Origin of the sequence: Acinetobacter pittii (assembly GCF_022449185.1) — a bacterium.
GTDB lineage: Bacteria > Pseudomonadota > Gammaproteobacteria > Pseudomonadales > Moraxellaceae > Acinetobacter > Acinetobacter pittii_I.
On sequence record NZ_JAKUKO010000012.1, the window covers coordinates 1 to 14,616 of the forward strand.

General features: G+C 36.4%; 13 protein-coding genes and 1 pseudogene. 7 read left to right on the forward strand and 7 right to left on the reverse strand.

Annotated elements, in window-relative coordinates:
• Positions 1-310 precede the first annotated feature (310 nt).
• Together MKX14_RS17760 and estA are read right to left on the reverse strand one after the other, a co-directional pair.
• Positions 311-868 (reverse strand): peptidylprolyl isomerase, encoded by a 558-nt coding sequence (locus MKX14_RS17760; protein ID WP_060466619.1) that lies wholly within the window; start codon positions 866-868, stop codon positions 311-313.
• Positions 869-1,028: 160 nt separating this feature from the next.
• Entirely contained in the window at positions 1,029-2,099 is a 1,071-nt protein-coding gene (gene estA / locus MKX14_RS17765) for an alpha/beta hydrolase (protein ID WP_240283115.1), read from the reverse strand.
• A gap of 209 nt (positions 2,100-2,308) precedes the next feature.
• On the opposite strand from estA, the gene MKX14_RS17770 reads away from it, so the two are divergent.
• Positions 2,309-2,635, forward strand: coding sequence for a hypothetical protein (locus tag MKX14_RS17770; protein ID WP_167564287.1), 327 nt, complete (start codon positions 2,309-2,311; stop codon positions 2,633-2,635).
• A gap of 169 nt (positions 2,636-2,804) precedes the next feature.
• On the opposite strand, the gene MKX14_RS17775 is transcribed toward MKX14_RS17770, so the two are convergent.
• Positions 2,805-3,035, reverse strand: a complete 231-nt coding sequence (locus MKX14_RS17775; protein WP_000733015.1) for a hypothetical protein — start codon at positions 3,033-3,035, stop codon at positions 2,805-2,807.
• Between the two features lie 391 nt (positions 3,036-3,426).
• Positions 3,427-4,293 (reverse strand): MBL fold metallo-hydrolase, encoded by an 867-nt coding sequence (locus MKX14_RS17780; RefSeq protein ID WP_068615208.1) that lies wholly within the window; start codon positions 4,291-4,293, stop codon positions 3,427-3,429.
• Positions 4,294-4,400: 107 nt separating this feature from the next.
• Between MKX14_RS17780 and MKX14_RS17785 the strand changes: the two genes are divergently transcribed.
• The 6 genes and pseudogenes from MKX14_RS17785 (at position 4,401) to MKX14_RS17810 (ending at position 10,888) form a co-directional block, all read left to right on the forward strand.
• A complete protein-coding gene (locus MKX14_RS17785; protein WP_228260230.1) occupies positions 4,401-5,294 on the forward strand; it encodes a LysR family transcriptional regulator in 894 nt (297 codons plus the stop codon).
• Positions 5,295-5,456: 162 nt separating this feature from the next.
• Positions 5,457-6,011 carry a nucleotide exchange factor GrpE gene (gene grpE / locus MKX14_RS17790; protein ID WP_002115470.1) on the forward strand — a complete coding sequence of 185 codons (555 nt, stop codon included), beginning with the start codon at positions 5,457-5,459 and terminating at the stop codon, positions 6,009-6,011.
• Between the two features lie 118 nt (positions 6,012-6,129).
• Positions 6,130-8,070: a molecular chaperone DnaK gene (dnaK, locus tag MKX14_RS17795; RefSeq protein WP_240283116.1), complete on the forward strand. Its 1,941-nt coding sequence runs from the start codon at positions 6,130-6,132 to the stop codon at positions 8,068-8,070.
• Between the two features lie 330 nt (positions 8,071-8,400).
• Entirely contained in the window at positions 8,401-9,306 is a 906-nt protein-coding gene (locus MKX14_RS17800; protein ID WP_240283117.1) for a matrixin family metalloprotease, read from the forward strand.
• 137 nt (positions 9,307-9,443) lie between these two features.
• Positions 9,444-10,412 (forward strand): annotated as a pseudogene (locus MKX14_RS17805) (M57 family metalloprotease).
• A gap of 101 nt (positions 10,413-10,513) precedes the next feature.
• Complete coding sequence (locus MKX14_RS17810; RefSeq protein ID WP_014207668.1) at positions 10,514-10,888, forward strand: hypothetical protein; 375 nt, start codon at positions 10,514-10,516, stop codon at positions 10,886-10,888.
• Between the two features lie 63 nt (positions 10,889-10,951).
• Here MKX14_RS17810 and MKX14_RS17815 read toward each other — a convergent pair whose 3' ends face one another.
• The 3 genes from MKX14_RS17815 to purE form a co-directional block, all read right to left on the reverse strand.
• Complete coding sequence (locus MKX14_RS17815; RefSeq protein ID WP_240283118.1) at positions 10,952-12,244, reverse strand: lytic murein transglycosylase; 1,293 nt, start codon at positions 12,242-12,244, stop codon at positions 10,952-10,954.
• Positions 12,245-12,932: 688 nt separating this feature from the next.
• Positions 12,933-14,054: a 5-(carboxyamino)imidazole ribonucleotide synthase gene (gene purK / locus MKX14_RS17820; RefSeq protein ID WP_240283119.1), complete on the reverse strand. Its 1,122-nt coding sequence runs from the start codon at positions 14,052-14,054 to the stop codon at positions 12,933-12,935.
• Between the two features lie 9 nt (positions 14,055-14,063).
• Positions 14,064-14,576, reverse strand: coding sequence for a 5-(carboxyamino)imidazole ribonucleotide mutase (purE, locus tag MKX14_RS17825; protein WP_000994663.1), 513 nt, complete (start codon positions 14,574-14,576; stop codon positions 14,064-14,066).
• Between the last annotated feature and the right edge of the window lie 40 nt (positions 14,577-14,616).

A 14,616-nucleotide genomic window follows, 5' to 3' on the forward strand; every position in this document is an offset into this window, starting at 1 on the left:
TCGAGTAATTTAAACCAATCAATCAATGAAAATTATTTCGATTAATCAATCAGTAAAAATCCACACAAGTTGTTCTTCAATTCTCTTAATGATTTTTCTGCTCTTCGTCAGAGACAGAATTCAACGCAATACAAAGCTTTCATCTTAACCCTGTAAGCTAAGATATTCTCGTGTATCGCGTCGGGATGAGTGCATTATAGGGAAAAAAAACTGGTACGCAAGCACTTTTATAAATATGCACGTTCGACCGATTCTTTTTCAGCCAAATAAAATCTCAAAAATAAACAAATAATTGATTTATATAGTTAATTTATTTTTGGAGAGTTTTAAACTTTATATCTACTATCTTTATAGACTGTTTTGGTACGTTTTGATGCATGCCATAGTTAGATGTAGGGACCTGAACAATACGGTCAACCACATCCATTCCTTTAATTACTTTTCCAAAAACTGCGTAACCCGCATTACCCGCAGAACGATTTAAAAAATTATTATCTGCAACGTTTATGAAAAACTGACTAGTAGCTGAGTCAGGATTTGCAGTACGAGCCATCGCCAACGTTCCGCGTGTGTTAGCAATTCCATTTCTAGCTTCATTTTTGATAGGTGCTCGCGTAGTCTTTTCCTGCATATTTGCAGTAAGTCCACCGCCCTGCACCATAAAACCAGGAATTACGCGGTGAAATATCGTATCTTTATAAAAGCCTGACTTTATATAGTCTTTAAAATTCTTCACACTGTTTGGTGCTTTATCATCATAAAGTTGTATTTCAATGTTGCCTAAATTTGTTTGCATTTCAACTAAAGTGTCAGCCCAGACTGAATGGCTGCTTATACCCAAACAACATAACATTAATAATTTTTTCATATCTTCCTACAATAAAATGCAAAACTTAATGATGAAGGATAAATTTAATCATCTATATAAAAGAATTCTAGTGAGTATTTATTATCTTTTATTTAGTACTTTATATTTTAGATTTGAGTATTAGTCCACGTTCCACGTGAAACATGGACTAAGCTTTTGTTTAACTATTTTTATCCCAGAACTTTCTGAAGTTCTTACTGATCTCGATAGTATATCTTTTTGCCTTTTTAGAAATAGGTGTCAAATTTATAAAACCATGGGTTTGATCTGAATATTCTTCATAATGCATTTTGACGCCATTTTGTCTTAGCTTATAGCTATAAATTTTCGCTTCATCATGCAATACGTCATGACCAGCCGTAATCACGAAAGCTGGCGGGTTCTTTTTCAAATTACCATAGGTTGGAGAAATAATCGGATCGTCTAATTCTACATTATGCTGAGTTGCATAATATTGGGTAACATAATTGATATCATTATCTGTTAAAACCAATCCTTCATTATAGGCATAGAAAGAAGGATGTCGGCTTTTAAAATCAACTGTAGGGTAAATGAGAAGCTGTGCTTGTGGAGCATAAGGTTTGTTTACTGATCGTTGAGCCACAACCGTACTGATATTGCCGCCTGCACTATCCCCTGCTACAGCAAGACGATTTTTTAATATTTTTAGTTGTCTACGATTTTGATATACCCAAGCTAATGCATCTTCACATGATTGGATTAAATGTTGAGGTGAGACCTCAGGTGCAAGTGGATAATCAATACTGAGTACTTGTACTTTTGCATATTTTGCCAATATACGACAAACCTCATCATGAGTATCTAAACCACCCACAACGAACCCTCCCCCGTGATAGAAAACAATCAGAGGTAATTTTTTATTCGGTGAAGGATGATAGTGTCTTGCGAAAACAGTTCCACTTTGAAGCGGCAAACGAATGTCTTCTACTGAATCAATTTCAGTTGATTTCTGGCGTATAGCCAACATTTGTGTATCAAACTGCCGTCTAGACTCAATAGGATCTGAACCAATGAAACCAATACGTCCCTGTTTAATTTGTACGGCCATCATACATTTAGTAAACGAGTCGAGCTCTGGGTATTGGTAGGCATATCCAAGGATTTTGGCAAGTGATTCTTGAGCTAATCGAGGTAACTTATCAAGAGCTCGAGCAGCAGGCCCTTGGCCCTTATCTAGCAATGTTTGAATTTTTTGATTAAATGCTGTCATGCCTATCTCCATGAATTCCTCTTATCCTTCATATTTTCTACAGAATTCTTTGTTGTTTGACTATATTCGCATACAACTCATGTAATCAAGATACAAAGTAAAAACCAATCTACGCTAATCTGATTTATAGCAAATGTCATTAACAAATCTGTCGTTTAAAACAGGACTTTTTTGCCAATTATCGTTAACAGACAAAAGGAGATTGTGCTATGTCAGCAAAACTAGTTGTTACTTTATTAGCAACCAGTCTTTTAACTGTAGGTTGTGTTGCTTATACAGATGATCCTTATTACCGCGGTGGTTATGGTTACCATGATCATGATGATGATCGCTATGACCGCAATGATGGACGTCGCTATAGTGACTGGGAACGAAAACGTTGGGAAGAGCGTAAGAGAATATACGAACAACAACGTAAGGATGCTCGCGAACAGGATAGAAATCGTCGTGAGTGGGAAAAAAGACACCGTCAATGGGAGAAGAAAAGATTAGAAGATCGTGATCACAATCATAGAGATTATCATGATGATGACTAAAATCTATTGGAATATGGAAGCCCCAAAGAAAAAATCTCTTGGGGCTTTTTTGTTGAGAAATCCACATTCTCTTGACTATAGAATAATGAGTAGCAGCTCATTTCATATATAAATCGGCATCTTGAATATATGTACTCTATAATCTTTTAACTGTTCTTATCGCTAAGAATTACTGAGCAGTTGCAGAACCTGAAACAGAACCAGAAGCACCAGCATCAACTTGACCTGGTTGTGCTTGACCAGAAACACCTGCATCTACACCAACACCAGCTTGTACGCCAGATGGGCTAGCGCTAGTTTGAGCTGAACCTGATGCATTTAAGCCAGCTTCAGATGCACAACCAACAGCTGTAAAAGCAACACCAGCAAGTACTACAGAGATAAGACCTAATTTTTTCATAATCACTTTCCTTTCATTACGACAAACATTTAAATGCAAAGTTCATCTTCGCGCTGCCTATAATTCACAATTTTTTTTTCTGGCGTGCGTATCATTGGTTGTCTTTTGTAGTAATAGAAGTACAAATTGTGCAATTTTTTATTAAAACCTCTTCCTTAGCCTCACCTCTACCTTTTATATAGAAGCTATAACTTAAGCTTTTGTTTATTTTTATCAATTTCTAATTTTTATCTTAGCCTTTTACTCTCGTTAAAAATTTTCTCTTCATAGAAACGCTATATAAGGTGCGTAGAATGTTACAGAGACTTTTTACTTGAAAATGCCTTATTTCATAAAAAAAGCCGGGGATAGACCACGGCTTTTTAGAAAATTTATGGTGTTTCGATTTTAATTATGGCCATTGCATCTCACCTTTTACAACTTTTGCACCTAGTTCTAGGCTATCCACACTCTTTAATGTTGGATATTGTTTCTGCATGAGCTGACTTAGCTCACTCGCATTTTTACTTACTTTGACCGCTTTCTCATAGCTCTTGAGATAGTCGATAGAGAAGTTAACCGCATCCAAACCTTGTGGAGCTCCCTCAACCATATGAGCTGGAACAACAGTTTGAGGTTGGAGTGATTTAATACTTTCTAAAGCTTGAATCACTTCATTGCGATCTTTAACTTTTGGCGTATCTGCCATCCATAAATGAATACCTGAAGAGACAGGAATACCGCCTACAACTGCTTTTGAAGAAGGAATCCATAAATAAGTAAGTTCTTTCTTACCTTTAATCTCGATTGACTCATTCTCTAGTTTTAAAGTTTTAGCAGCATAAGCTTGAGGCACAATAATTTGGCTAGGCGCATTTGCACCCATTTGTGGGCCCCAGTATTTCACTTTAAGCGCTTGAGTATCTTGGATATGTTTAACAGTTTCTGGTGTTGCAATGATTTGTACATTTGGGAAGTATTGTTTAAATACATCTAAGCCAAAGTAATAGTCCGGATCGCCATAACTTACGAAAATTGTCTTTAATGTTTTACCGCTATCGAGAATATCGGCAGCAATACGTAATGCTTCAGATTTTGAGAATTGCGCATTTACCAACAGAACTTCTTTATCGCCTTCAATTAAAGTAGAAGTCACACCAAAATGTTCGGGTTTAGCCAAGAAACTTTGGATTTTCAAATCTTGCGCAAAAGCTGAGGAAGTTACTGTTAAAGCGGTAGCAGTTGCTAGGACTGAAGCAGTTAATTTAAAAAATTTCATTATGTATTCTCCAAATTCATGAGAAATACTTTAAATTGCAATTCTTGTAAGGTAAATGCACTAAATTAAGATAAACTGTTGCATATATTGTAATAATGATAAAGCATATGGACACATTAAAAGCCATACACGTCTTTGTTTCTATTGCTCAGCATGGCAATTTAACCAAAGCCGCCGAACATCTAAATTATTCCCGTGCGATGGTTTCTCGCTATCTTGAGCACCTAGAGTACACCTTCTCAACTCGACTATTTCAAAGAAATACCCGAAAAATATCTCTCACTCCAGCGGGTGAAAAAGCCCTACTCTACTGCGAGAATATTTTACAACAACAGCAACTTTTACAAGAGTTAGCCGCACCCGAACAACATAACGGTACGATTCGCTTTACCTGCGGTTTGTTTTTATTTCAATTAGGGGTCGGGGAATGTATCCGCCAATTTAAACAGCAACACCCACATATTCAATTTGATGTATATCTTACTGAAAATACTATGGATTTAATTGATGCTCAGGTCGATTTAGCCTTACGTATAACGCAAAAAGTTGCCGATGGTTTAATTGCACGACCTGTTTGTCAAATCGAATCTGTATTCTGCGCTCACCCGGATTATTTAAAGCAACATAGTCCCCTCTCCCACCCAAGGCAACTTATTCAACATGAATGTTTAGCCCACCATAGCCAACATCAATTTTGGACACTTTTTGATACTGAACAGCAACCTCAAAACTATCCTTTGAACGTTACCTTTAAAAGTAATGATGTAAATGCTGTTTATGACATGTGTGCACATGCTCAAGGTGTGGCAATGTTACCTACTTTATTAGTTAAAAAAGATTTAAAAGAAAAACGATTAGTTCCTTTATTTGAAAACTTTTCGGCTCCTGAGTTAAGTTTGTCTGTGGTATATGCTTCAAGACAACATTTGCCCAAAATAACTCAGGAATTTATTGCTTTTATGATCGAAAATTTAGATTTTTACTTAAAACCGCAAAATTAAAAGTTTTAAATTGCCGTGTACGCTTGAATTTTTAGGCAATGCCCATACTTCATCCCTATTAATGAATTACAGCATATGCATGGCAGTTCAGGTTTTACCCAGTAAATGCTGATGCCAAAAGGACTGTACATGTTTAAAAACCCATTTAAACGGAGATCATCAATGGCTAATGAGCAAAATGAGCAAGCTCAAGACATTCAACACGAGCAAGCAGAGCAATCTAATGAGCAAACTCAGGCTGAAGGTGTAGAGCAAGCAAACGACGTTACCGTTGAATCTTTACAAGCGCAAATCACCAAATTAGAAGAAAGCCTAAAACTTGAAAAAGCACGTACTGCAAATGCAGTTTACGAAGCACAAAAAAGTGTAGAGCGTATTCAACGTGAGTCTGACAAGCATAAAGAGACTGTGCTTGAAAAATTTGCAAAAGAGTTACTAGATTCGGTTGATAATTTAGAGCGCGCAATTCAAGCGGCTGGTGATGAAGAAACGCCAGTACTTGAAGGTATTAAACTGACCTTGAAGTCGCTGTTAACCACACTTGAAAAATTTGGTGTTGTAGAAGCTGATACGAAAAATGGCTTCAATGCGGATTTACATCAAGCTGTAGGTATTGATCCAAATGCTAAAGCGAATGAAATCGGTAGCGTTTTACAAAAGGGCTATACATTAAACGGTCGCTTATTGCGCCCAGCTATGGTTATGGTTGGTCAATAAATAATTTTTTGAGAGTTTTTAGATTTTTTTTCGCTAAAACGCTTGAAAAAAATAGATTCACTCTCATATCGGATAACAAGCAAAAACATTGCAAAAGAATTTTTGAGGAAAACGTCACATGGCAAAAATTATTGGTATTGACTTAGGTACTACCAACTCATGCGTTGCTGTACTTGAAGGCGATAAAGTAAAAGTAATCGAAAACGCTGAAGGCGCACGTACAACTCCATCGATCATTGCTTATAAAGATGGCGAGATCTTAGTAGGTCAAAGTGCTAAGCGTCAGGCAGTAACTAACCCGAAAAATACATTATTCGCTATCAAGCGTTTAATTGGTCGTCGTTATGAAGATCAAGCGGTACAAAAAGATATCGGTCTTGTACCTTATAAAATCATCAAAGCAGACAATGGCGATGCTTGGGTTGAAGTAAACGATAAAAAATTAGCACCTCAACAGGTTTCTGCTGAAATCTTGAAAAAGATGAAGAAAACTGCAGAAGACTATTTAGGTGAAACAGTTACTGAAGCAGTTATTACTGTTCCTGCTTACTTTAACGATGCTCAACGTCAAGCAACTAAAGATGCGGGTAAAATCGCTGGTTTAGACGTTAAACGTATCATTAACGAACCAACTGCTGCTGCGCTTGCGTTCGGTATGGACAAAAAAGAAGGCGACCGTAAAGTTGCAGTTTACGACTTAGGTGGTGGTACTTTTGACGTATCAATCATTGAAATCGCAGACCTTGATGGCGACCAACAAATCGAGGTGTTATCAACAAACGGTGATACTTTCCTTGGTGGTGAAGACTTTGATAACGCATTAATTGAATTCTTAGTTGAAGAATTTAAGAAAGAACAAAGTGTGAACTTGAAAAATGATCCACTTGCGTTACAACGTTTGAAAGAAGCTGCTGAAAAAGCAAAAATCGAGCTTTCTTCATCAAATGCAACTGAAATCAACCTTCCATACATCACTGCTGATGCAACTGGTCCTAAACACTTAGTGATCAATGTAACACGTGCGAAACTTGAAGGTTTAGTTGCTGATTTAGTTGCTCGCACTATTGAGCCTTGTAAAATCGCACTTAAAGATGCTGGTCTTTCGACTTCAGACATCTCTGACGTGATCTTGGTTGGTGGTCAGTCTCGTATGCCACTTGTACAACAAAAAGTACAAGAATTCTTTGGCAAAGAGCCACGTAAAGACGTAAACCCTGACGAAGCAGTTGCAATCGGTGCTGCGATTCAAGGTGCTGTATTGTCTGGTGACAAAACTGACGTTCTTTTATTAGACGTAACTCCATTAACTTTAGGTATTGAAACAATGGGTGGTGTATTAACACCAATCATTGAGAAAAACACGACGATTCCTGCGAAGAAATCGCAAGTGTTCTCTACTGCTGCTGACAACCAGCCTGCTGTAGACATTTCAGTTTACCAAGGTGAACGTAAGATGGCTCAACAAAACAAATTGTTGGGTAACTTCCAATTAGGCGACATTCCACCTGCTCCACGTGGTGTGCCACAAATTGAAGTATCTTTCGACATCAATGCTGATGGTATCTTGAAAGTATCTGCTAAAGATAAGAGCACTGGTAAAGAGCAATCGATCCAGATTAAAGCGAACTCAGGTTTGTCTGATGCTGAAATCGAAGCAATGATTAAAGATGCTGAAGCGAATGCTGAAGAAGATCGTAAGTTTGAAGAACTTGCAAAAGCGCGTAACGAAGCTGATGCATTAATTTCAAGCTCGAACAAAGCTGTTAAAGATCTTGGTGATAAAGTTACTGAAGATGAAAAAACAGCTGTAAGCACTGCCGTTTCTGAACTTGAAGCAGTAACAAAAGAAAATGATGTAGAAGATATCAAAGCGAAAACTGAAGCTTTACAAAACATCTTGATGCCTATCACTCAACGTGCTTATGAACAAGCGCAACAAGCTGGTGGTGCTGAAGGCTTTGATCCAAATGCATTCCAAGGTGGTGATGCGGGTCAACAAAAAGCAGATGATGGCGTTGTAGATGCTGAATTCACAGAAGTAAAAGATGACAAAAAATAATTTGTTTCTTTAATAAAAAACCGCGCTTAGGCGCGGTTTTTTATTGTTTACAAAAATTAACAATAAGTTTTTTAATGATATTATTCAAATATTTCTGTCAGAAAGATCAATCATAAAAACTAAATATTTAATTTTAAATAATATTTTTTTATTAAAAAACCAATATTATTTACTACATTAATTATTTGATTATTGCCAAGTCTGAGAACATCTTTTTTAATTTTTCGACCAATATCACAAAGCTCACCCACTTTCCTGTACTTTTTATCATTTTGACGAATTAAATTAAGTAGCTAACAATAAGATTTATTTATATTTTTTTATTTTGCCATGAAAAAATTTCTATGGTGGGGATTGAGCTTATGCTTATGTATGGGCTTACAAACAACACTTTTTGCTCAAAGCAATCTGCCAATTAAGTCATCTCATCAACCTTTAAAATACCGAATTGCCTTTATTGATCCACGGTTTCAACTCACTAAAGAACAATTAGTTGAGGTAAGCCAACAAGCTGCTGAAATCTGGCAAAAAGAAACTGGGAAGACCTATTTTATTTATGATTCACAGGCTCAATTGTCAATTAACTTAATCTATGATGATCATCAAATGCTTAAAGATGAACAACAAAACAATTTGGATGCACTTTTGCAAAAGCAGGAAGCTTGGCGCATTAAAAATGAAGAAATTGTTCTAAACAAACAGCAAGTTGCTCAACTATCAAGTGATTTAAACAAGAAAAAGGTCAGTCTAAAAGTTGAGTTTGAACAATATCAACAAGATGTAACTCGCTTTAATCAAGGAGAACAGCAGTACTCTAGTGCCAATAATTTAAAAGAATGGCAAAAACAACTAAAGCAAAAATCGGAAGATTTACAAAATGAATCCAACACTCTAAACCTTAAGATTCAATCACTTAACTTAAAAATTAAAGAGCTAAATCAAGAGCAAAGTGATTTAAGCGCTTTAAAAACACAATTCAAACTAGAGCAGAAAACGAGTATTCAACCCTTCCATAAAGGTTTATTCAGTCAAAACCAAATCCAGATTTACGGCTATGCTTCTTTAAATGACTTACGTTTGACCCTTGCTCATGAACTTGGGCATGCTTTAGGACTAAAACATACTAGCAACCCAAAATCTTTAATGTATCCCTATTTAAAAGAGCAAGATATTCATAACTTTAAATTAACAGATTCAGATTTAGATTTATTAGGTTCAATTTATAGACCAAATTAAGGAAAAATCGTTAAAGTTAAATGATTAAAAAAACTAAATAAAACGGAATATATTAAATTTTTTCTAAAAAATAATTTGGCATTTGGTAAAAAATAATGAGACTAAAGTCTCATTTATTTTCCTAATTTGTACATTTTTTGATTGATTTTTCATTTTATATTCTTATAATACGTTTTTTTTAAAATCTCCCCCCTTCAATTATGCGTTTAACATCTTTGTTATTAGGCGTAGCCTTTGCTTTTTCTAATTTTCAGGCTAATGCTAATCTTGCAACTCCAGCACATACTCAAATCCAGCAAAAAACAGGTCAACATTTGACTTATAAAATTGCTGATATTGATCCACGTTTTGGTTTAAGCCAAGACCAATTAATTCAAATTAGTCAACAAGCTGCGGACATTTGGAAACAAGGTACTGGACAGGATTATTTTACTTATGATCCAAATGCAAAGTTAGAAATTCGTTTAGTTTACGATAATAGTCAAAGCCGTTCTGAACAGCGTCAAAAAATTGCAGCTCAGTTCCAACAAGAACAGCAACGTGTAATTGATGAACAGCAACAAATTAAGCAATTGAAGCAAACTCTTGGTCAAACTCAGTCTGAGCTTGAAAATAAGAAGCAGATTTTGAATGGCAAATTGAAAAATCTTGACCAACTAATGATGGAGCTTAACCAAGGCAAATTAGCACCTGAATACAGCGCTAAATCTTTGGCTAAAACTCAGAAAGATTTGCAAAAACAAACTGTTGCTTTAAAGAAAGAAATTGCTGCATATAATCAGCAAGCTAAAGACTTAAATGTCAAAGTGACTCATTTTAATCAGATTAATAATGAGTTTAATAATTCATTGAACCAATTTAAGCAAAATGCTCAAGCGGATGTCTTTAAAAAAGGTATCTATAACGGCAAACAAATTGTGATTTATGAGTTTAAGTCTATTGATGATTTACGCTTAACGATTGCTCATGAGTTAGGACATGCACTTGGTTTAAAACATAGTGATCAACCAAATGCATTAATGTACTCAGTACGTAAAGATGGTGACAAAAAAATCACTGGAATTACTGATGCTGACCGTGATCTATTAAGTGCTTTACCTCAATAATTAAAAGCTTGATATAAAATGATATATCTATTTCTATTCAGATACATCGAAATTGATATCAAAGTCATGTTATTGTGGTCATAAGAGCTAACGAAAATAGAATGGAGATCAAGATGAGTTATTATCATATCCTGATTGAAGTAAATGATCATATCAGCACGATTGAACAAACTCGTGATATTGAACTGTTTGATATTATTGAAATTAAACCATACCTCCATTCTATTTTAATTCCCTTTTTCAATGAGCATGAAATCGAGCTTGAGGATGAAAATATCGAATATAAAGATATTCTTCATCTTGAAGTAAAACAGACTCTGTTACCGATTGAACATTTAATTGAAGAAGAGCAAAAGCAATTACCAAGTGATACTGATGTCACGATCACTGCGTATGAAATCTTTAATGATCGTGATTTAAGCCAAGATGTTACGTCAGTTATTTTTGATATTTTGGAAGCAGTTAAATTAGAGTAATCATCTTATATAAGTATCTATAAAAAAGGTCTGCATGAGCAGACCTTTTTTATTATTTCTAGTTTATTGCATCATTTTCTGAGCTTGTTCTTGACGGAATGCGCGTAAAATTTTCTGCCCTGCCCGTCCTGTTGGATTTAAACCTAAACGAGTCTGCTCCTGACGAATAGCTACGCGGGTTTTATCTCCAATAAGACCGTCAACTGCACCAATATCATAGCCACGATTAATCAAAAACTGTTGGATTTCACGACGTTCTGCACGTGAAGTTCCCGGATCATCAGTTGGCCAAGACGAAACAAATGGACCAGCACCTTTTAAACGATCAGATAAATGTGCAATCGCAAGTCCATAGCTTTCCGCAGCGTTATAGCTGTAGATAGCATCAAAATTCTTAAATACTAAAAATACTGGACCATTTACACCTGCAGGTGCCATTAAACCTGCTGAAGTACTGCTAGATAAAGCCCCTTGAACAAGTGGAGAACCATCAATTCGAGTAACGCCTCGTGCACTCCAACTATTTAAAGATTTCTTTGAACGTCGCCCTTCTCCATCAATTGACATACCCTGGGGAACTTTGACTTCAAAACCCCACGGCATTCCTGTTTGCCAACCTGCTTTATTTAAGAAATTAGCCGTTGAAGCCAGTGCATCAGCTGTACTCGACACTAAATCTCGACGGCCATCACCATCAAAATCAACAGCTAAACGTTCATAGGTAGATGGCATAAATTGAGTATGACCAAATGCCCCAGCCCATGAACCTTTCAGTTGGCCTTCGGTTAAATCACCACGTTGTAAAATACGCATAGTGGCAAAAAACTCAGTGCGGAAATAACTTTGTCGACGCCCTTCACAACTTAAAGTCCCGAGTGCTTGTAATAAAGGATATTTTCCAGAAATATCACCAAAATTACTTTCAACACCCCACACTGCTACAATTGTTTCCGGCGGCACACCGTAGGTTTGAGAAGCACGGTTTAAAACATCTCGATGTTGCGCCAGTTTTTGTTTACCAAGCTCAACGCGCTCTTCATCAACTAGACCAGAAAGATAATCCCAAATTGGTGTCGAAAATTCTGGTTGATAGTTTAATTTATCAATAACTGAATAATCTGGGATCAAGTTTTGAGTATAACGGTCATAAGTTGTACCCGATACTCCAGCAGCAATTGCTTGAGAACGTAAATTTGCCAAACAACTTTGGAAATTATTATTAGGCGTATAATCTTCGCTCGTCACTACTGGAACAGTAGCACTGCTAGATATTGTAGAACCATTAATTACGAGCTCTGCTTGAGCCTGAGTCATCGCCAAAAATACAGAGCCAACAATACAAGAAAAACGTCGCATATTATCCTAGTTCGATTTTTAAATTTAAATTTGTAAGTACCATACCATTATGAGTCCAAAATTTCAGAGAGAAAACGTAAATTTGAATTCATAATATCTACTTTAAATTCATTTCCCATGTTTTAAATTCAAATTTCTACTTTATTTTTGAATTTAAAATTCTCTAGATCCAAACTATTAGTTTTAAATTCAAAACCAATACTCAAGTTTAAATTCAAAAGTAATTCTTTAAATTTAAACTACAAGCCCTTCTTTATTGTGGATAACTTTATCCACAACAGAGCAAAAACACTTCTATTTCTCAATCCTATTCTATATCACCTTATTATTTATTATAGGTTGGAACCAATCACCACAGAAATTCGTATTTTTTTAAATTTAAAGATCAGCCAAAAATTTTAAATTCAAAACCCCATACCAATAGACTTCTATTTTTGAATTTAAAAAGGCACATCCAACCCTATCATTTAAATTTAAAAATACTTTTGTGGATAACTAATTTTAAATTCAAAAGCACCCAAAACAGTTATTTGTGGTTTTAAATTCAAATTACAGTAGCTTTTTTTAAATTCAAAAGTTTAAATCAGAGTTATCCACAAACATAAAATATGCATGTTCTATTATTTTTTAAATTTAAAAGATAAAAAAAGCGATCTGAAGATCGCTTTTTAGAGTATTAAATATACTTTTAGAGGGTCATATTTGCCTTTAAAGCGAGTGGTTCTGGCAAAATTTCTGCCAATTGACGGCATAAATTCGTCAATTCATTACTATCCACGGGCATTAAAGTGATATGGCCTAATTTGCGGCCAGCACGTTCAGACTTGTTATAAAGATGTAGATGAGCACCATTTAAGGCAAGTACATCTTCAGTTTTAGGATGCTGACCGATGATATTGATCATGACCGTTGGACGAACAACGTCTGTTGAACCCAATGGAAGACCTGCAACAGCTCGAATATGGTTTTCAAACTGGGAACAGACCGCGCCTTCAATTGACCAGTGGCCTGAGTTATGCACACGTGGTGCCATCTCATTTGCACACAAACCTTGTTCTGTTACAAATAGCTCTAGAGTCAGCACGCCAACATAGTTGAGATGATTCAGCAAACGTGTAATGTAGTCTTGAGCAACAGGTTGCAAAGCTTCACTATTTGGTGCCGGAACAATTGAATGCGATAAAATACCATTATGATGATGGTTTTCAGCCAGAGGCCAAGTTTTTACTTCACCATTTTGGCCACGCACCGCAATAATTGAAACTTCGCGAGAGAATTTAACAAAGCTTTCGGCAACTAGACTTTTTGCAGGACCAAGCTCAGCCCAAGCAGTATCAATCTGGTCTTCTGAACGAAGTACAAACTGGCCTTTGCCGTCATATCCACCAGTTGCAGTCTTAAGCACGATCGGTAAACCAAGCTCAGCCACAGCCTTTTTCAAGCTTTCTAAGCTATCTATAGCACGATACGGCGCAACAGGAATATTAAGCTCATCAAACAATGCTTTTTCTGACAAACGATTTTGCGCAGTTGCTAAAGCAACACGGGGAGGGTGCAATGTTTTAGTTTGTGTCAAAACATCCACATCCTCAACTGGCGTATTTTCAAACTCAAGACTGAAAACATCAGCACTTTCAATAAACTGCTTTAAACCTTGCTCATCTTGACTAGAAAAAACTTGGCCTAAAACACCTGCTGGACAATCTGTATTTGCTTCAAAAAAAGTACATTGAATATTTAATGGTAAAGCTGCTTGCGCCATCATACGGCCCAATTGCCCACCACCAAAAATACCGATAGTTTTATCCATTTCAGCCTCTTACACCTGACCCGGAATATTGTTGCTTGCAACTTTATCAGTTTGCGCAGCACGGAAATCAGCAACATTTTTTGCGATTTCTGGACGAGTTAAACCTAAGATTTGTGCAGCCATAATCGCAGCATTGGTCGCACCAGCTGGACCAATCGCTAAAGTACCCACTGCTATACCTGCTGGCATTTGTACGATTGAAAGTAATGAATCTACACCATTTAAAATTGATGATTTAACTGGTACACCCAACACAGGTAAGTCAGTTTTTGCGGCACACATACCTGGTAAGTGCGCAGCACCACCAGCGCCTGCAATAATCACTTGAATACCGCGATCACGCGCAGTTTCTGCATATTCAAATAAACGGTCTGGAGTACGATGAGCAGATACCACTTCCGCTTCAAATGGGACACCAAGCTGTTTAAGCATATTGGCAGTATGTTCAAGCGTTGCCCAATCGGACTGGGAACCCATGATAATTCCGACTAAAGGTTGGGTATCTGTTGCGACCGCGTTCATTGGCATTTCCAAAGCGTAAAAATGGTAAAACTCGACTTGT

What these genes read in the sequence shown, in the direction of transcription:
- MKX14_RS17760 (WP_060466619.1), bottom strand. Translation starts at nt 868, where the DNA reads ATGAAAAAATTATTAATGTTATGTTGTTTGGGTATAAGCAGCCATTCA.
- estA (WP_240283115.1), bottom strand. Translation starts at nt 2,099, where the DNA reads ATGACAGCATTTAATCAAAAAATTCAAACATTGCTAGATAAGGGCCAA.
- MKX14_RS17770 (WP_167564287.1), top strand. Translation starts at nt 2,309, where the DNA reads ATGTCAGCAAAACTAGTTGTTACTTTATTAGCAACCAGTCTTTTAACT.
- MKX14_RS17775 (WP_000733015.1), bottom strand. Translation starts at nt 3,035, where the DNA reads ATGAAAAAATTAGGTCTTATCTCTGTAGTACTTGCTGGTGTTGCTTTT.
- MKX14_RS17780 (WP_068615208.1), bottom strand. Translation starts at nt 4,293, where the DNA reads ATGAAATTTTTTAAATTAACTGCTTCAGTCCTAGCAACTGCTACCGCT.
- MKX14_RS17785 (WP_228260230.1), top strand. Translation starts at nt 4,401, where the DNA reads ATGGACACATTAAAAGCCATACACGTCTTTGTTTCTATTGCTCAGCAT.
- grpE (WP_002115470.1), top strand. Translation starts at nt 5,457, where the DNA reads ATGGCTAATGAGCAAAATGAGCAAGCTCAAGACATTCAACACGAGCAA.
- dnaK (WP_240283116.1), top strand. Translation starts at nt 6,130, where the DNA reads ATGGCAAAAATTATTGGTATTGACTTAGGTACTACCAACTCATGCGTT.
- MKX14_RS17800 (WP_240283117.1), top strand. Translation starts at nt 8,401, where the DNA reads ATGAAAAAATTTCTATGGTGGGGATTGAGCTTATGCTTATGTATGGGC.
- MKX14_RS17810 (WP_014207668.1), top strand. Translation starts at nt 10,514, where the DNA reads ATGGAGATCAAGATGAGTTATTATCATATCCTGATTGAAGTAAATGAT.
- MKX14_RS17815 (WP_240283118.1), bottom strand. Translation starts at nt 12,244, where the DNA reads ATGCGACGTTTTTCTTGTATTGTTGGCTCTGTATTTTTGGCGATGACT.
- purK (WP_240283119.1), bottom strand. Translation starts at nt 14,054, where the DNA reads ATGGATAAAACTATCGGTATTTTTGGTGGTGGGCAATTGGGCCGTATG.
- purE (WP_000994663.1), bottom strand. Translation starts at nt 14,576, where the DNA reads ATGAACGCGGTCGCAACAGATACCCAACCTTTAGTCGGAATTATCATG.